Origin of the sequence: [Clostridium] clostridioforme AGR2157 (assembly GCF_000424325.1) — a bacterium.
Classification (GTDB): domain Bacteria; phylum Bacillota; class Clostridia; order Lachnospirales; family Lachnospiraceae; genus Enterocloster; species Enterocloster clostridioformis_A.
Genome location: NZ_AUJR01000014.1, coordinates 70,281 through 87,780 on the forward strand (window position 1 = coordinate 70,281; position 17,500 = coordinate 87,780).

At 51.4% G+C, this 17,500-nt stretch carries 17 protein-coding genes, 1 tRNA gene and 1 pseudogene; 12 read left to right on the top strand and 7 right to left on the bottom strand.

Going from position 1 to position 17,500, the window contains the following annotated elements:
* Nucleotides 1-63 precede the first annotated feature (63 nt).
* Nucleotides 64-888 carry a hypothetical protein gene (locus tag G614_RS0108430; RefSeq protein WP_027641617.1) on the bottom strand — a complete coding sequence of 275 codons (825 nt, stop codon included), beginning with the start codon at nt 886-888 and terminating at the stop codon, nt 64-66.
* A gap of 188 nt (nt 889-1,076) precedes the next feature.
* Here G614_RS0108430 and G614_RS0108435 point away from each other — a divergent pair, with 188 nt between their 5' ends.
* The 5 genes from G614_RS0108435 (at nt 1,077) to G614_RS0108470 (ending at nt 4,357) form a co-directional block, all read left to right on the top strand.
* The gene (locus tag G614_RS0108435) at nt 1,077-1,301 is read left to right on the top strand and encodes a helix-turn-helix domain-containing protein (RefSeq protein ID WP_027641618.1); all 225 of its coding nucleotides are present in this window, start codon (nt 1,077-1,079) and stop codon (nt 1,299-1,301) included.
* Between the two features lie 160 nt (nt 1,302-1,461).
* On the top strand, nt 1,462-1,956 hold the full coding sequence (locus G614_RS0108440) for a macro domain-containing protein (RefSeq protein WP_027641619.1): 495 nt from the start codon (nt 1,462-1,464) through the stop codon (nt 1,954-1,956).
* A 374-nt stretch (nt 1,957-2,330) separates the two neighbouring features.
* Nucleotides 2,331-2,537 carry a hypothetical protein gene (locus tag G614_RS0108455; protein WP_002564352.1) on the top strand — a complete coding sequence of 69 codons (207 nt, stop codon included), beginning with the start codon at nt 2,331-2,333 and terminating at the stop codon, nt 2,535-2,537.
* A 30-nt stretch (nt 2,538-2,567) separates the two neighbouring features.
* A complete protein-coding gene (locus tag G614_RS0108460) occupies nt 2,568-3,098 on the top strand; it encodes an O-acetyl-ADP-ribose deacetylase (RefSeq protein WP_027641620.1) in 531 nt (176 codons plus the stop codon).
* A gap of 179 nt (nt 3,099-3,277) precedes the next feature.
* Nucleotides 3,278-4,357: a 5'-3' exonuclease gene (locus G614_RS0108470; protein WP_027641621.1), complete on the top strand. Its 1,080-nt coding sequence runs from the start codon at nt 3,278-3,280 to the stop codon at nt 4,355-4,357.
* A gap of 74 nt (nt 4,358-4,431) precedes the next feature.
* Here G614_RS0108470 and G614_RS0108475 read toward each other — a convergent pair whose 3' ends face one another.
* Nucleotides 4,432-5,181, bottom strand: coding sequence for a GntR family transcriptional regulator (locus G614_RS0108475; RefSeq protein ID WP_027641622.1), 750 nt, complete (start codon nt 5,179-5,181; stop codon nt 4,432-4,434).
* A 205-nt stretch (nt 5,182-5,386) separates the two neighbouring features.
* Here G614_RS0108475 and G614_RS0108480 point away from each other — a divergent pair, with 205 nt between their 5' ends.
* From G614_RS0108480 to G614_RS0108510, 7 genes and pseudogenes are all read left to right on the top strand, one after another.
* Complete coding sequence (locus G614_RS0108480) at nt 5,387-6,334, top strand: carbohydrate kinase family protein (protein ID WP_027641623.1); 948 nt, start codon at nt 5,387-5,389, stop codon at nt 6,332-6,334.
* A 15-nt stretch (nt 6,335-6,349) separates the two neighbouring features.
* Nucleotides 6,350-7,207 carry a class II fructose-bisphosphate aldolase gene (locus G614_RS0108485; protein WP_027641624.1) on the top strand — a complete coding sequence of 286 codons (858 nt, stop codon included), beginning with the start codon at nt 6,350-6,352 and terminating at the stop codon, nt 7,205-7,207.
* A gap of 25 nt (nt 7,208-7,232) precedes the next feature.
* Nucleotides 7,233-8,381: a galactose ABC transporter substrate-binding protein gene (locus G614_RS0108490; RefSeq protein ID WP_027641625.1), complete on the top strand. Its 1,149-nt coding sequence runs from the start codon at nt 7,233-7,235 to the stop codon at nt 8,379-8,381.
* Nucleotides 8,382-8,399: 18 nt separating this feature from the next.
* Nucleotides 8,400-9,927: pseudogene (locus tag G614_RS27080) on the top strand (sugar ABC transporter ATP-binding protein).
* Complete coding sequence (locus G614_RS27085; RefSeq protein ID WP_049948055.1) at nt 9,924-10,928, top strand: ABC transporter permease subunit; 1,005 nt, start codon at nt 9,924-9,926, stop codon at nt 10,926-10,928. The pseudogene G614_RS27080 and the gene G614_RS27085 overlap by 4 nt, the downstream one beginning before the upstream one ends.
* A 13-nt stretch (nt 10,929-10,941) precedes the next feature.
* Nucleotides 10,942-11,823: an aldo/keto reductase gene (locus G614_RS0108505; RefSeq protein ID WP_027641626.1), complete on the top strand. Its 882-nt coding sequence runs from the start codon at nt 10,942-10,944 to the stop codon at nt 11,821-11,823.
* A gap of 170 nt (nt 11,824-11,993) precedes the next feature.
* Nucleotides 11,994-12,076, top strand: a tRNA-Leu gene (locus G614_RS0108510).
* Between the two features lie 87 nt (nt 12,077-12,163).
* On the opposite strand, the gene G614_RS0108515 is transcribed toward G614_RS0108510, so the two are convergent.
* The 5 genes from G614_RS0108515 to G614_RS27095 form a co-directional block, all read right to left on the bottom strand.
* Complete coding sequence (locus G614_RS0108515) at nt 12,164-13,810, bottom strand: recombinase family protein (protein ID WP_242828038.1); 1,647 nt, start codon at nt 13,808-13,810, stop codon at nt 12,164-12,166.
* Between the two features lie 83 nt (nt 13,811-13,893).
* Nucleotides 13,894-14,160 carry a hypothetical protein gene (locus tag G614_RS27090; protein ID WP_044917508.1) on the bottom strand — a complete coding sequence of 89 codons (267 nt, stop codon included), beginning with the start codon at nt 14,158-14,160 and terminating at the stop codon, nt 13,894-13,896.
* 38 nt (nt 14,161-14,198) lie between these two features.
* Nucleotides 14,199-14,420, bottom strand: a complete 222-nt coding sequence (locus tag G614_RS0108525) for a DUF6471 domain-containing protein (RefSeq protein ID WP_027641628.1) — start codon at nt 14,418-14,420, stop codon at nt 14,199-14,201.
* 418 nt (nt 14,421-14,838) lie between these two features.
* Nucleotides 14,839-16,089 (bottom strand): phage/plasmid primase, P4 family, encoded by a 1,251-nt coding sequence (locus G614_RS0108535; RefSeq protein WP_044917509.1) that lies wholly within the window; start codon nt 16,087-16,089, stop codon nt 14,839-14,841.
* A 226-nt stretch (nt 16,090-16,315) separates the two neighbouring features.
* Nucleotides 16,316-17,383, bottom strand: a complete 1,068-nt coding sequence (locus G614_RS27095; protein ID WP_242828039.1) for a hypothetical protein — start codon at nt 17,381-17,383, stop codon at nt 16,316-16,318.
* Between the last annotated feature and the right edge of the window lie 117 nt (nt 17,384-17,500).

The window sequence follows — 17,500 nt, forward strand, 5'->3', positions numbered from 1 at the left end:
TCTTATGATATCAACCCCGGACCTTGTCTTAAAATCGGCACAAGACAAATCCCGGTAAAAGGACTATTTGGTGGTGGGGTCAAATGCAACCAGCACATAGTCTCCCAGGGCATGGGGAACAGGCAGTGAGAAGTAGATGGTTCCCTGTTTTTCATAGCTGAAGGATTCAGGCCACTGAGTCTCTGACGACAGAGGGAAATCCGCGCTGTTAAAGACAGCGGTCAGGGAATCCAAATCCATGGAAGAGAGGTAGCTCAGGACCTGGGCCTCCACATCAGAGGAAATGCCTGAAAACTTCACATCGTCGCTGAGCACATATCCGGCCATTGTGTAGGCGTCGGTAAAATCATCCAGTCCCAGGTTCTGGGCCTGAAGCAGATTGACTGTGTTGGAATAAAACAGATTAACCGGATGGGCGGCTCCTTTTGCGGACAGAGTGCCGGTGTAAGTGGCGGTGAGACGTTTGCGGTCCACGGAAATCACCTTGCACTTGATGTCCAGGGTATCGTTTGCCTCGTCGATGTCATTGGCCTTTATGACGGACAGGGCGTTGGTCTTTAACAATTCATTAATTTTGTCCTTCTTTGAGGCGCTGTCCAGCTGGTCCACCGCAGGATACTGGATGGATATCTTTCCGGATGTATAGGTCTCGATGGAAGCGGAAACACTGGAAGCAGCGCCCTCCTGGGCCTCTGTGGTCTCATCAGTCTCCGGGGCCTGGGTGGTGGCGGGAAGGGACTCCTTGGGAGCTTCCGTGGCTGCTTGCGTATGTATGGTGGACAGGTCTGCCTTTTCCGGCGTCTTGCTGAGTATGAGGCCAATGGCAACGCCGCCGATGACAACGGCAGCGCCAATGGCTCCTATCAATATTTTCTTGTTTGTATCCATAACAATCCTCCTTTGTATACCGGGCAATACCCTAATTGTAACTATTATACATGATATTCATGGACGGAATTTGAAGAAATACTTACAAATTATTGAAGGACTTTTGTGTATATTTTCATTTACAATTTTCTTCCCGGCATTTATGATAGATTCGACACAACTTTTTACTGGAATTGGGGGAATGGAATGTGGTACAGTACAGGATTGACTTGAAGAATCTGTTTGTGGAAATCAGGCGGAAGGGCAGCACCAGCCAGGTATCCAGGGAGCTGGATGTATCCATGGGAAACATCAGCGACTGGAAAAACGGAAGGAGCGTGCCAAACGCGGTTTCACTGGTAAAGCTGGCGGACTATTTCGGCTGTTCCGTGGACTATCTGCTGGGCCGGACGGAGAATCGGGACATGATATAAACAGGCGGACAGCATCATGAAAGATACCGTGCGTTTTGTGCAGGAAAATCACAGAAGCGAAAAATCGTGGATGTGGAGTAAGAAATACAGTAGATAACATAAGAAATACAGTAGATAACATAAGAAATACAGTAGATAACATAGGATAGAGGAGGAACTTATGATTCAGTATTACAATGGCAGCATATTTGATTCAAAGGCAGATATTCTGTGCCACCAGGTGAACTGCCAGGGCGCATTCGGCTATGGAATCGCAGGACAGGTTAAGAAGCTGTTTCCCGAGGTGGAGAAGACCTATAAACGGATTACGAAGCAGTGGATTGAAAAGGAAAACGGGGATACCTCCAAGCTGCTGGGACGGGTGTCTGCCCAGCCTGTGGAAAAGGACGGACGCTGGTTTCTGATTGGCAATCTGTACGGACAGGATGATTACGGCAGGAAAAAGATGGTCTATACCGACTATGATGCATTGGAAAGAGCCATGGGAGAAATCCGGAGCTTTTTGGAAGCCAGGGACAAAAACGAAACAGTGGCATTTCCCTATAAGATAGGATGCGGCAGCGCGGGCGGCGACTGGAATGTTGTGGAGGATATTATTAAACGTACGTTTGAGGGATATTCTGGTGAGGTACAAATCTGGAAATACGAAGAATGATGAAAAGCGGTACGAATGAAGATTTTTCAGATAGGGTTCTTCAGATAAAGATTCTTGGGGGGAGCCCGGTGCTTCCACAACATGGGGCTGTGGAAGCTGCCGGGCTAGCGTCATTTCTGACCTGATGTGAATATACCATAGTTCAGGATGAATTGCAACGAAAGTCAGTGAAATGTAATGAAGCGTAATGTTTCTTACAAAAAGCTGACTTTTTTTAATGGAATGATTAATTTTACCATAGGGAAAGCGAAAGATTCTCATGATTTCAAAGGATTTATATGGCTGCCAACAGGAATATTCTGGAAAATGCCTACATATATTATTAGGCCGGCATTTTTAATGGAAGGTTGAAAAAGGCAGAAAGAAGGTAAAGCATGACACATTTAGAGCTGGTGGCGGAAATCGGAAGCGGACCCATGGAAATCGTAAAGCTGTATCTCAAAGGCCTGCTTTCCTTTGCAGAGCTGGAGAACATCCTTGGCAGGGATAAGGCCAGCCTGGTCCATACCTTTGCGGCTGACAGCGGGGCGGGGAAAATCGGTGAATTACTGCTGTCAGGACTGAGGGGTTATATGGTATAATTAAAGGAAAGAAATCAGAGGAGGCCAGCTATGAAGAATGAAAACAACACAGTCATAGGTACTGTATTAGGTGATATAACGAAGATAACCGGAATGGATGCAATTGTCAATGCGGCCAACTCATCCCTCCTTGGAGGAGGAGGGGTGGACGGGGCAATCCACAGGGCCGCGGGAAAGGAACTGCTGCATGAATGCAGGATGTTAGGCGGATGTAAGACAGGACAGGCCAAGATTACAAAGGCTTACAACCTGGAATGCCGGTACATCATCCACACCGTGGGTCCTGTGTGGAACGGCGGGACATGCGGTGAGCAGGAGAAGCTTTCCTCCTGCTACAGGAATTCCCTTTTGCTGGCCCTGGAAAATGGGGTGAAGCGGATTGCGTTTCCCTCTGTCTCCACCGGCATATACCATTTCCCGGTGGAGCTGGCAGCAGAAACCGCCATAGGAACTGCCAGGAAATTTGTGGCAGAGCATCCGGGTGAACTGGAACAGATTCTGTGGGTTCTCTTTGACGCCAGGACAAAACTGGTGTATGATACTGTTTTGAGGAAACTGTGACTTCCCGTTACAGTCGTGTCTCCGGAAGGAGGAGCCATATGGGACAGACGGAACGATTGATAGTGCTGGTATTCATTGTAGCCGCCCTGCTGTTTGCCGGAATCTGGGACAGGCATCACCGCAGGTAAGGATAATGCCCCGCACAATGACAGAATACGTAAGAAAGAGATGGAATCAGGATGTCAGAAAGAAAATTCGTGATTGTTGACGGCTCATCCCTGCTGTCAACCTGTTACTATGCAGTGTTACCCAGGGAAATCATGTTCGCCAAGACCGACGAGGAGAAGGAAAAGCATTACGGAAAAATACTCCACGCATCAGACGGGACCTATACCAACGGCATCATGGGGGTACTGAAGGCCGTTGCTTCCCTGCTGAAAAAGCAGCAGCCGGCCTACGTGGCATTTGTGTTTGACAAGACAAGGGATACCTTCCGCAGGGAACTGTATCCTGAGTATAAGGGTACCAGAAGCAGAACACCGGAGCCCCTTAAGCAGCAGTTCGTGCTGATGGAGCGGATTCTGGAGGAAGCAGGCTTTAAGGTGCTCTACAGCGACCGGTATGAGGCGGATGACTATGCTGGAAGCCTTGTCCATAAATTCAGGGAGCAGGTACCCATGGTGGTGATGACCAAGGACCATGATTATCTGCAGCTTGTGAGCGATGAGTACAATGTAAGGGCCTGGATGGTCCAGGCCAGACAGGAGAAGACGGAGGAGCTCTACGACAAGTATTACGGGCTTTACGGCCTGGATAAGGCATCGGTGAACCTGCCGGAAAAGACCTTTGAGTTTACGGCTGAGACCGTGTATTCCGAGGAGGGAGTGTGGCCGGAGCAGATTACGGACCTGAAGGGAATCCGGGGCGACACCTCGGACAATATCCCGGGAGTCAGGGGCGTTGCCAGCGCGGCCCCTCTTTTGCTGGGTGAATACGGCACCGTGGAGAATATTTATGAGGTGATACATGAGGCGGAGCAGGATAAGAAGCAGCTTAAAAAGCTGCAGGACTTCTGGAAGAACAGCCTGGGAATCAGCCGTTCCCCCTACAAATCCCTGACCAAAACAGGGGAGGAAGGGGAACTGTGCGGGGAAGCAGCCGCCAGGCTGTCTAAGGAATTGGCCACCATTAAGACAGACATACCTCTGGACCTTGAACTGGAGGATTTTTCCGTGTCCTTCTGCAAGGAGGATGTGCTTAGGGAGTGGTGCGGGAAGCTGGATATTAAGATTGCTTCTGTGTTTGGGAAAGGTGAATAGGGAAAGCGCAGCAGCGGGACCGGATGATATGCATTCCGGTCCCGCTGTTTTTATGTGGCGATATGGCAGACGGATTATTTGGGGCTTTCGTTAATTTCAAACTTATTCATATCCCCACGGTAATGGGCATAGGCATAGTCAATTATGGTTCCGTCGCTGGTGGTGGAAATGTTACTGAAACAAAGCATGGGACTGCCGGGCTTTACCTCCAGCAGCTTAACATCCTCAGGGGTGGCTGTCTCGGCGGAAACAATGGTGCGGGTGTTATCAATGCAGGTTTCCGGACGTGACATAAAGAGATTATACAGTGAAACGTCCTTAAAGTCATGGCTCAGCACAAAGTGACAGAGGTTGTAGGGAAGGTAGTTCTGGATTGTCACCACAGGCGTTGCATCCGCAAAACGCCGTCTGAACAGGGAGATGACCTTGTCATTGGCTCCAAGACACAGAAGTTCCCTGATCCGATCGTCCGGCGTCATGACGGACATGTCTAACAGCTCTGTATGGGGTGTCTTGCCCAGCTCCTGGATTTGCTGGTGGAATGGTTCAAAGGACTTGATGAAGCTGGTCTTTTTATTAGGCTCCGTGACAAAGGTGCCTTTGCTGGTTTTCCTGACCAGGTAACCTTCATTTACCAGCTCTGAGATGGCCTGGCGCACCGTAAAACGACTGATGTTGTAGTGGCTCATGATTTCCATTTCAGTGGGGATGGTATCCCCTGTCTTTAAAGTTCCGTTCTCAATGTCTGTTTTGATGATATTTTTCAACTGGTAATAAAGGGGGATGGGCACATCTTTATTTATTTCTTTGGTAAACATGGTCATAATTTAAAATCCTTTCAGTTTAGATACATATGTATGTACAAACGAAACATCAATTATATTGTAAAGCATGTTGTGGAAAATGCAAGGGAAAATTTGAAAAAATAACATTTTATTATAATTTTACCATAAGTACTTGACAAATATAAGACATTGTGCAATTATATGTATGTACGGACATATGGATGAAGGAGGGGTGGTTTAAAAGGTGGTGCTTAGTTTTGGAATGATGGTGTGCGATACCCTTTTAAGGCCAGTGGACCGGGATGTATTAAGCAGGGACTGCACCATGATAGAGAAACCAGTACAGGCCTGCGGCGGGGACGCGCTTAACACAGCCATCGGACTGTCACGCCTGGGCATTCCTGCCGTAATGGCGGGACGGGTGGGAGATGACCTGAATGGAAGGTTTATTCTGGACCAATGCAGGAAACTGGGAATTGATGTTTCCCATGTGGTAACGGATCCGGTTTATGCTACGGCATCCAGTTTTGCGCTGATTGAGGAAAATGGGGAGAGGCATTTCCTGTCAGATGTATCGATTTTTGACCAGGTGGATGACAGGGACCTGCCGGAGAAAGCCATTGAGAGAGCGGATATGGTCTACATTGGTTCTGCATGCAGCTTTAACCGGATGAACCAGGGAGGCCTTGCCAGGCTCCTGAGACGGGCCAAGGCACATGGCAGGATGACGGTCATGGATGCGGCCTTTAACCAGAGGGCAGTCTGCAATTGCTGGATGAATATGTTTAAGGAGGTCCTGCCCTATACAGATGTTTTTTTCCCAAGCTACGAGGAGGCATCGGCCATAACCGGATGCCGGGAGATCCCGGAAATCAGCAGCGCCCTTAAGCCTATGGGTCTTACATATTTTGGAATCAAGCTTGGTTCAAAGGGATGCTATGTCACGGATTTTTCCGAGGAGAGGTATATAGAATGTCCGAAAGGAATTCGGGCCGTGGATACCACGGGGGCAGGCGATTCCTTTATGGCCGGGCTGATGGCCGGTCTGGTGAGCGGACTGTCATTTTTTGAAAGTGCGGGATTCGGATGTTCAGTTGCTTCCCACAGTGTCCAGCATATGGGGGCGGCCGGCGGCATACTGCCCTATGAAGACGAGTTGTATTTATACAATCACCATAAAAATCAAAAATAAAAGGAGAAAAGGCTTATGAAATTATCACCGATGAAAGACATTTTGGAGATGGCTGAGGAGAGGAACATTGCCTATGGTGCATATGTGACTGTATCCTATGAAACTGCTTTGGCAGCAATCCAGGCAGGTACGGAGTTGGATATTCCGGTAATCTTTATCACGGGTACGGACTGCTGCGATTTGATGGGCGGTTTTGAGGGGACTGTTGATACCGTTAAAAGAGCCATGAAGGCAGCTGGCTGTAACGTACCTGTTGCCCTTCATCTGGACCACTGCCGTACATATGAGGAATGCGTACAGGCCATACAGGCCGGATACTCCTCTGTCATGATTGACGGCTCATCCCTGCCGTTTGAGGAAAACGTGGCCCTGACCAAAAAGGTAGTTGATTATGCCCACTGTTACGGAATTACGGTGGAAGGAGAGCTGGGCAAGCTGGTGGGAGAGGAAGGAAACTTTAAGGTGGAAGGTGACCCTGAATCTGCCCAGACAGACCCGGAGCAGGCAAGGGAATTTGTGGAGCGCACAGGCATTGACTGCATCGCTGTCAGCATCGGGACGCAGCACGGCGTATATGTGGCGGCTCCCCATCTGAACATTGAAAGGCTTAAAAAGATACACGATGTGGTGGACGTTCCTATTGTACTTCACGGCGGTTCGGGAACACCCAAGGAGCAGGTGCAGGAGGCAATCCGCAACGGCATCAGGAAAATCAATATTGCCACAGATGTATTGATTGCGGTTGCCAATTCCTTTGAGGATATGAAGCAGAAGCCGGACTTCAAGTATAACACGGGCATGTTTGTCAATTCACAGGCCTGCGCCAGAGAGTTCATTAAGGGGAAAATGAGAGAATTTGCACTGATGGATTAATATATCAAAAAGGAGAAGAAGACTTATGAAGAAAAGCATGAACAGAATCGTATGTGGGTTGACAGCAGCAGTGATGATGGGAACATTAACGGCTTGCTCCGGGGGTCAGGGGGAGACTAAGGTGGCTGCGCCTTCAGGCAGTGAAGCAGCCGGGAATACAGAGAGCACAGCCCAGCAGGGAGAGGCCCAGGCAGAGATGAAGGCCACGGTTATCTGGAGGGCCTTTGACGACCAGTTCCAGAGCGGATTCCGCATTATCATGCAGAATGAGGCTGAGAAGCTGGGCGGTATCACCCTGGATATGCAGGACGCTGCAAATGACGTATCCACGGCCAATTCCAAATTAGAGGTGGCCCTGAGCAAAAAGACGGATGTGGTTGCCATATGCGCGCCTGACAGGGAGAGCATTGAGAATATGATGAAGAAATGCGATGCCGACGGTGTGCCGGCTGTATTCTTCAACATGGAGCCCATGGAAGATACCATGAAACGGTACGACAACATCTGGTATGTGGGAGCCCAGGCCAAGCAGTCAGGGGAAATGTGCGCCCAGGCGCTGATTAACTACTGGAATGACAAAAAAGACATTGCGGATAAAAACGGGGACGGCAAACTTCAGCTGGTCATCCTGCAGGGTGAAATCGGACAGCAGGATGTGACGCTGCGCACGGATGCGTATAAAGAGACCCTGGAAAAGAACGGAATCGATTATGAGATTCTTGCCTGTGATACCGCCAACTGGGACCAGGCTCAGGCGCTGGACAAGATGAATGCATGGATTACCGCTTACGGAATCGACGGGATTGAAGGCGTCCTCTGCAACAATGATTCCATGGCCATGGGCGCTGTACAGGCATGTATCAACAATGGCTACAATTCAGGGGATGCTGAAAAGTTTGTACCAATCGTGGGTATCGATGCCAATATTGACGCCCTGGAGGCAATGAAGGCAGGTTCCCTTCTGGGCACTGTGCTGAATGACAGAAAGAGCCAGTCTGACGCCATCATCAATGTGATTAAGGCAGTACATGCAGGAACGGAAATCACAGAGGACGTGGCAGGCGTGGACTGCACGGTTGATGGAAAGTATGTATGGGTACCGTATGTGATTGTGGATGAAAGCAATTTAAGCGCAACCCTGGAGGATATGCTGGCAGTGGCCCAATCCGAATAAGGAATCTGGAGGAAGCAGATGGAAGAGTACAGACTGAAGATATCAAATATGTCTAAATCCTTCCCCGGAGTAAAAGCTCTTGACAATATTAAGCTTGCGGTGAAGCCTGGAAGTGTACATGCGTTGATTGGCGAGAACGGGGCCGGCAAATCCACTTTGATGAAGTGTCTGTTCGGCCTGTATCATCCGGACAGCGGGACCATTGAAATCGAGACAGGTCATGGATATCAAAGACCCTAACGATGCGCTGAAAAGCGGCATTTCCATGATTCACCAGGAGCTGAACCCGGTTCCTTGCCGGAATGTGGTGGACAATATATGGGCGGGCAGGTTCCAGACAAAAGGCATTGTGGTGGATGAAAACCAGATGATGGAAAAGACCAGGAACCTGCTTCGGGATTTGGATTTTGATATAGACGTGACAACCTTTGCAAAGAATCTCTCCGTTTCACAGATGCAGGCAATTGAGATAGCAAAGGCTGTTTCATATAATGCAAAAATCATCATTATGGACGAGCCCACTTCCTCGCTGACCGTGGCGGAGACACAGCACCTTTTCAAAATCATTGGCAAGCTTAGGAAGGAAGGGCGCTCCATTATCTATATATCCCACAAGCTGGAGGAGATATTTGAGATAGCGGACGAGATAACGGTGATGAGGGACGGCCAGTACATTGGCACATGGGATATAAAGGACATTACCATAGACCAGTTAATCGGGCAGATGGTGGGAAGAAAGATGGATGAGCGTTTTCCTGTGTGCGGGGACGTGAGAACAGATGAGGTGATGCTGCGGGTAGAGAACTTTACCAGCGCAGACCCGCGTTCCTTTAAAAACGTATCCTTCGACCTGCATAAGGGAGAGATACTGGGCATAGGCGGACTGGTGGGGGCACAGAGGACAGAGCTGATAGAAGCCATATTCGGCCTGCGCAGAATCGCAAGCGGGGAACTGACTGTCAATGGAAAAACAGTGGTCAACCATTCGCCTCAGGATGCCATACGAAACGGATTCGCCCTTCTGACGGAAGAGCGCAGGGCAACGGGAATCATTCCCATGCTGTCAGTCTGGGATAACACCCTGGCGGTTGCCTATAAGAAACTGACAGGCAATGTCCTTGGATACATCCATACGAAAAAACTGTCCCCCAGTGTTGACAAGGTGTGCACGGATCTGGATGTCCGCATGGCTGGGACAAAAACGCTTATCAAGAACCTGTCGGGAGGGAATCAGCAGAAGGTGCTGATTGGCAGATGGCTGCTGGCAAACTGCGATGTCATTATGCTGGACGAACCTACCAGGGGCGTGGATGTGGGCGCTAAATATGAGATTTACAGGATCATGCAGGATTTGGTAAAAAAGGGAAAGGCGATCATTATGGTTTCCTCTGAGATGCCGGAGTTGTTGGGAATGTCGGACCGTATCATGATTATGTGCGCCGGAAAGCAGACAGGTATCCTTGGCAAGAAGGAGGCTACCCAGATTGAGGTGATGAGGTATGCCACCCAGTTTGATGATAAAACGAAAGAAGGAGTGTCAGTATGAAAATAAAGGAGTTGACAGCAAAAGACATAAAAAATATCATGATGGATAAAGCTCTTATCATCGTGCTGGTATTCATGATTATAGGAATCATCATAATCGAACCTTCTTTTCTGCAGATAAGAGTATTGACAGACATATTGACCCAGTCTGCCGTTAAAATGATATGTGCGCTGGGTCTGATGTTTGCCCTGCTCTTAGGCGGAACAGACCTTTCCGGCGGCCGTCAGGTGGGCCTGGCAGCCGTCATGGTGGCGTCCCTGTCCCAGATGGCCGACTACTCCAACAAGTTCTGGCCGGGCCTGCCTGAACTTCCCATCATCATTCCGGTTATCATGACGCTGGCCCTGGTTGCCGTGATTGGAGCTGTCAACGGCTTTATGATTGCAAAGCTTAAGATGGCGCCTTTTATCGCCACATTCGGCATGAGCACCATTATTTACGGCATTAACTGTCTGTACTTTGCAAAGAAGCCCAACAATTCCCAGCCCATCGGAGGCATAAGGGATGCTCTGACCGTGCTCAGCAGCTTTAAGGTATTTGGCCAGATTTCCTTTTTGGTGGTCATCGCCATCATTGCCATTGTGGGGGTATGGTTTCTGCTCAACAAGACCGTGTTCGGGAAGAACATATATATCGTGGGAGGCAACCCGGAAGCAGCCAAGGTATCCGGCATCAATGTCGGCAAGGTGATCATCGCCGTGTTTATCATTGAATCCATGTTTGTGGGGCTGGCCGGTATCCTGGAAGTGGCCAGGACCGGAGGCGCCAACTCGGCCTATGGAAATGCATATGAATTTGATGCCATATCCTCCTGTGTGGTGGGAGGCGTATCTCTGAGCGGAGGAGTGGGAAAGGTATCCGGCGTCATCATCGGTGTGCTGATTTTTACCTTCATCAGCTATGGACTTGCCTATATAGGCGTTAACTCCAACTGGCAGCTGATTGTAAAGGGACTTATCATATGCAGTGCAGTGGCTCTGGATATGAGAAAAAATTCTTAACAGGAGGAACAAGGTGAAAAAAGTTAAATTGTCAGAAGGGCTGTCATTGTCAGCCGTGGTTCAGGGATTCTGGAGGCTGGATGGCTGGAATTGGTCCGCAGAAGAACTGGCCCGATTCATGAATGAATGCATTGAGAGAGGGGTCACCACCTTTGACACAGCGGAAATCTACGGAGACACGCTCTGTGAAACGCTGATGGGGCAGGCTTTTGAACAGGATCGCTCCATTAGGAACAAAATCCAGCTGGTATCAAAAACCGGCATTTTCAAAGAGGGCGGATTTGGATATTATGATACAAGATATGATAGGGTAAAACAGTCCTGTGAGGAGAGCCTGAAGCGGCTTCACACAGACCATCTGGACCTGTATCTGATTCACAGGGAGGACCCCTGCATTGATTTTGAGTCCACGGCGAAGGCATTGACAGAGCTTAAGCAGGAAGGAAAAATCGGGGAGATGGGCGTCTCCAACTTTGACCCTCATAAATTCAACGGTCTTAACAAAGCTGTAAACGGGCAGCTGGTAACGAACCAGATTGAGTGGAACCCGGTGTGCTTTGAACATTTTAATTCCGGAATGATGGATGACCTGACTGCATCCGGAATCCATCCCATGATATGGTCGCCTCTGGCAGGGGGAAGAATGTTTGACGCCAGCGACAGTCTGTGCGCCGCAGCCATGAAAACCATAAACATAATCGCCGAGAAGCATGACGTGGACCCGTCTGCCATCATATACGCGTGGATTATGTATCATCCGGCAGGGGCGGTCCCTATCTCAGGAAGCAACAGGCTGGACAGGCTGGATACGGCCATTAAGGCCCTGGATATCCGTCTGGAGCACTATGAATGGTACGAAATATATAAGGCCAGCGGCCAGCAGGCAATCAGATAAGACAACAGGCCGGAGGGACTGTTAAGGGCGGGCAGATACCTGCCTTAACAGTCTTTTGCCAGCCGTCCGGCCACATGGACGTTGAAGTAAATATTGAAGAAAAATGGCAAAGGTTTTCAAAAAACACTTGCCAAAATATGTATCCTGTGATAAAATAATCAGCGTTGTAAGCCGGCGTGTCGGAATGGCAGACGATGCAGACTCAAAATCTGTTGCGGGTAACCGCGTGCGGGTTCAAGTCCCGCTGCCGGCATCAAATTGGAACCGTGAAAACCACGTAAAATCAAGGACTAATAGTGACAAGTAACTATTTTGCCGCAGAGGGCGGCGTGACGATGTGTCACGCCGTCTTTCTGCGTCCGTAGGTCTGTTCAAGGGTGACAGACTGCTCAAGAGCGGGGATTTCAAACTCGTCCAGAAAGTTGAAGTAAATCTTTATCTTCTGCCTGCGCTTGCCGTCGGACTTGTCCGGGGGAAAGACGACGATCTTCTTGATATACTCATTCACAATCGTCTGCGTCAGCTCCGGCACGTCCACATATTTTTCCGTCAGCGCGATAAAGCTGTCGAGGTTGGTATCCATTTCCTCCTGTTGCTGCACCCATTCTTCCGTAACTTCAATTTCGAGCTTTAACCGTTCCTGCTCCGCCTCATAGTCCGCCGACATTTTCTTGTACCGCTCCATGCTCAGGTTTCCGAGAACGGAATCCTCATAGCAGCGGGAGATTAGCACATCGAGGTCTGCAAGGCGTTTCTTCGCCTGTGCCAGTCGCTTCTTATCCTCACGGATGCCCCGCTCCTGATCGGCGCGGCGGCATTGGAGCCATTCCTCCTGAAAGCTCTCGGCATCCTCCCGGATATACTCGTTGACGGCGCGGATACGCTCCAGCACGGCGTCCCGCAGCACTTCTTCCCGGATATAGTGCGCCGAACAGGTGCCGCGGCCACTCTTGTACTTTGCGCATACATAGTGGTCCTGCTTTCCCTCAAAGCTCTTGCTTGTGGCGAAGTGCAGCTTGCTCCCGCAGTCCGCGCAGTAGAGCAGCCCGGCGAAAAATCCCTGCCGTTCCGCTTTCGTGGGGCGGCGTTTGTTCTGCCGCAGCTCCTGCACCCTGTCCCATTGCTCCCGCGATACGATAGCCTCCTGCGTATCCGGCAGAATGAACATATCTTCCTGTTTGTTGGGGATACGCTTCTTCAGCTTGTAGGACTTGGAATAGGTCTTGAAGTTGCAGACGCAGCCGGTGTACTCCATCCGCTCCAGAATCCCGACAATGGACTGCTCGCCCCAATGGTACGGCTGGTCGGGCAGCGGCTTTCCCTTCCGCTTGGCGTACAGCGCCCTCGCGGTCAGCACTCCGTCCCGCTCCAGTATGCGGGCAATCTGGCTGGGGCCTTTCCCCGCGACGGTCAGGTCAAAGATCCGCTTCACCACCGGCGCGGCGTCCTCGTCCGGTATCCACTGTTCCTTGTCCTCCGGGTCGCGGCGGTAGCCATAGGGCGGCTTGCCCATGTGCTTGCCGCTGGTGCCTCGCTGCCGCAGGCTGACCCGTACCTTCTTGCTGGTATCCCGTGGATACCACTCGTTGAATAAATTTCTTATCGCGGTGATGCCCTCGTTGTCGCCCCGGTTGCTGTCCACACCGTCATTGACGGCGATGAAGCGCACGTCGTAGCTGGGAAAAATGATTTCTGTGTACTGCCCGACAGTCAGGTAATCCCTGCCAAATCTGGACATATCCTTTACGATCCAACAGCCCACTTCTCCTTGCTTGACAAGCTCCAACCCTTCCTTGACGGCTGGGCGGTTGAAGTTTGTACCCGTATAACCGTCGTCCACCAGCACTTTGATGTTTGTGTAGCCATGATCCTGAGCGTATCTGGTTAATAGCTCCCTTTGGTTCTGTATCGAATTCGACTCCCCATCCATCGCATCCTCGTTACTGAGGCGGCAGTACAGAATGGTGATTTTTTGCTGATCCAACATAACGTCCTCCTTTACGTGTTGGTCAGCTGACAGTCCCATAGTGCATGGCTCCATATTAACATAACTTTTTTCGTTTGTCACCATCAGACCGCCTCCTTATCCGAAAAAATGAGCCGCCTCACCTTGCCCGCAAGCGGCTCATTCCCGACGCACTCCGTCTCAATCACATACCATGTGTTGCCGATCTTCCGCTCCACGTAGCCGTGGAACGGGTTTTCCTTTTCCCGCATCCTCCGCCATTCCTCCAGCATATACAAAGGCGGGTCGAAGATGGGGTCGAAGCAGCTCTCAATGTCGATGGGCAGCTTCAGAAGTTCCTCAAATGTCAGCAGCTCAAAATTTTTCTCCATAGTACCTCCGTCATTTATAAGATTTGTTGTTTCCTGTATCAACCGTCTTTCCTCCTGACCCATTGGATGTCGTAGCCCAGCGCGTTGGCAAGCTGCACAGCCTCCGTATACCGCAGGGATTCCCGCTGGAGCTTGTTTGAAAGGTTGGACACGCTGCCGCTCCATCCGTACTCGTCAGAGAGAAGGTCAACAACCTCCTGCATGGTCATGCCTTGGCGCACGATGTACGCCCTGATCTCGTTCCTCAAATTGGATTTCATTGTTTTCATGCCTCACTTTCTGATATAGTCTGTTTCCCGGTCAGCGAACTGGCGTTGCTGCCGGATGAAATTCAAAGCGGCGCGTACAGCCGCTCAGATTTTCTCAGGCGATGTCCTGTCCATAACCGGCAGGGATCGGTTTCACCGTTCCGTGTGATTACAGCCGGAACAGCATGGATGATCGCCAGATAAGAAACCGGCTGCACAATTCCGTAAATCACGAAAGGGTGCAGCCGGTATGCCCTGCGGCGAACTTTTTCACGGAAAGCACAAGCCCCGATTTTCCGTCCCCGGTTTTGAGCCTCTCCAACGCCGGAGGATAAAATAAACAGGACTTAAATTTCATCTGTACGTCCGTACATCCGTACCGCGCTCTGTGTACCCGTGTACGCATGTACGGATGATTCCATTTCTCTTTTCATAACGCCATCGGTCTTGCCAGGACCTGGATGCCCACATAGCCCCGGCACCTCTTGCCGCTGCCGATATACACGTTGTTGGTGGCCTCCAGCCGATAGGCGTCGGCGTTCTGGGCGAGGAAGCCGGAGAAGCTCTTGGGTGAAAGCGGGTTCTCCGCGTTGTCCTCGCACCAGACCTTATAGGCGGCGTAGAGGTCACGGGTAGCGGCCTCGCCGTCCGCCTTGAACTGAACATAGCCGGTTGATGTCAGGAAGTCCACGATGTTGTTGGCCTCCATGACCACGACGGAGATGTTCTCTCTGGCCCGGTCGCTGATGGTGAAGCGGTAGTTGTTTGCCAGCAGGCGGCGAAGCCCCTCCAGACACCAGAGGAAGATGCCCTCCCGTTCCGCAATCAGCTTGTCCGACAGGAACGGGTCGTCCGCCCTTCCTGCCGGTTTGTCCTTTGTCGTCAGCACGATCTGGCGGCGGAAGAAGCCGTCGGACCGGTCATGGAGGGCGGTCAGGGCCCCGTTGCCGAAGCAGAGGAACCGCACATAGAGCTGGCTCTGGTAGCTCTGGACGCCCTTGCGCTCCATGTCCATTTTGCATTCCGAGGTCACGATAGATTTGATATAGTTGGTCTTGGGCAGGGCGCTCATATCCATGTCATCGTCCACCATCAGGAGCTTGCCCTCCAGATCGGCGTGGCTGAACCGGTTGTTCTCCACCTTCTGGATGCTGGTGGTGTTCATGCTGTCCCCAAAGATGGAGCGCATCACCAGCCCGATCCGGCTCTTTCCCTCGCCGCCCTTGCCGATCAGCATCAGCATCTTCTGGCCTCTGGTGGTGGGGAGCAGGCAGTAGCCCAGGTATTCCTGCAAGGTGGGGATGTCCTCCGGGTAGAGCAGCTCCGACAGGAACCGAAGCCACCGCTCCGGCGATGGCGCGTCGGGGCGGTAGGCAACGGCCAGCCGGTTGCTGCAAAAGTCCTTCTCCGGGGAGAACCGCCCGTCCACGAAGTAAGTCCCGTTGGCAACATGGATGCGGTCTGTCTCAATGGGGAGCGGCGGCGAGTAGGCCAGCAGCTTGACGCTTGCCAGCAGATTGGCCACCCGCTTGGCAAGGCCGGTGGTCACATAGCCGCTGATCTCCCGCAGAATAAGCTGGCCGACCTGCCGCTCGTCCTCCACCGCGCCGTCCACGGTGAACAGCCGGTCACGGACGCACTTCATAGGGTGTTTTGTCAGGAAGTCCTGGCAGAACATCATCTCGTCAATGCGTTCCCCGTCAAACCAGTCCGGGCAGCCCTCGTGATAAATTTCCTGTGTCAGTGTTCGCACCTTCTTTCAAATCGTAGTAGGGAGGTTTTGCGCGTCCCTCTGTATGGGTTATGGGGAAATCTGAAAAAAACAGGCTGATTGCATGACAGCCCCGATTCAAAAAACGTGACAGCGGGAATTTCGGCAGCAGCTGCCGAAATTCCCACCGCCGTCTTTACCGATCCACATCGTGCTTCTTGTGGGGAGCAGCCTGACGTTCCGCATCCCGTCTCGCAATCCCAGCCCGATCCTGTTTCAGCCTTGCCAGAATGGATTCCCGCGCCTGTTTTCTGATTTCTGCTGTGGCGGCAGTCCTGACCTCCGGCTTTTTCAAAACCGCCCGCACCCTGTCCAGCACCTTCTGCGCCGATTTGCGGATCAGCTCCTGCGCCTTCCCCAAGACTTTGGCGATCAGGTTTTTCTGCGTTTGGTTATAGCTCCGCTCCGGGGACAGGCACCACTCCTTGTAATCGGCAATGGCCTTTTCATCCCGGAGCTGTGTCTCTGCCCGGACAGCATCGGTCACAAGCTCCACCGCCTTGTCATAGGCGATCTCCGTAACTTCATCAATCAACGCTTCGGCATCTTCCAGCCGGAGGGAGACAGATTCCAGCTCCTGCGATTTTTCCTCAATCGCCGCTGATTGTTCCTCGATCACCTTTTTCTGCTTCCGAATAATATAGTCGTTCTTCTCCAGATAGCTGCGTCCCCGGTTGCCGGGGTCAGGTTCTTCCTCCAGCGTCAGGCCATGCTTTTTGCAGATGTCGAAAAGCATCACACGGCAGGCGGCGTCAAAAACCATCTTGCGGTTGTTGGTGCGCCCCTGTTTTTTCTCGGGGTCGGGCAGTTCAAAGCCGAGCGCCTCCAGCGCCTTTTCCTGTTTTGGTTCAACCTCGCCGTATCGGTTCACATAGTCGAAAACGTGGCGTTCATGGATATGGGGCGTGGCCTCGTCCAGATGGAGCGCCCAATCGATCACATGGACGTGCTCCCCAAACCGCCGATCCATCTCCACCATAAATTCCCCGACAATCTCCAGAAGCACATCCGGGGGAACGGAATCCTCCATCGTCCCGATCTGGTAAATGGTCTCCTCCGGGCAGAAGCGTTTATCCCCCAGCAGATCATCCACGCTCCGGTCACGCTCAGAGTGTCGGCGTTTCGCGTTCCGCTCATGCTGCCCGTCCAGATAATCCGAGTAGCGGTTCAGATAAAACGCCCGTTCCACATCCTCAAAGGACACCTCGCCGTCCTGCTGTGCCGGATAGGTCGCGCCCCGGAAACAATCCCAATAGATGTTCCGCTGAATCCGCTCACTGTCAATGTGGGCGGCGTGTTCTGTGTTGAAAGTCCTGTCGTT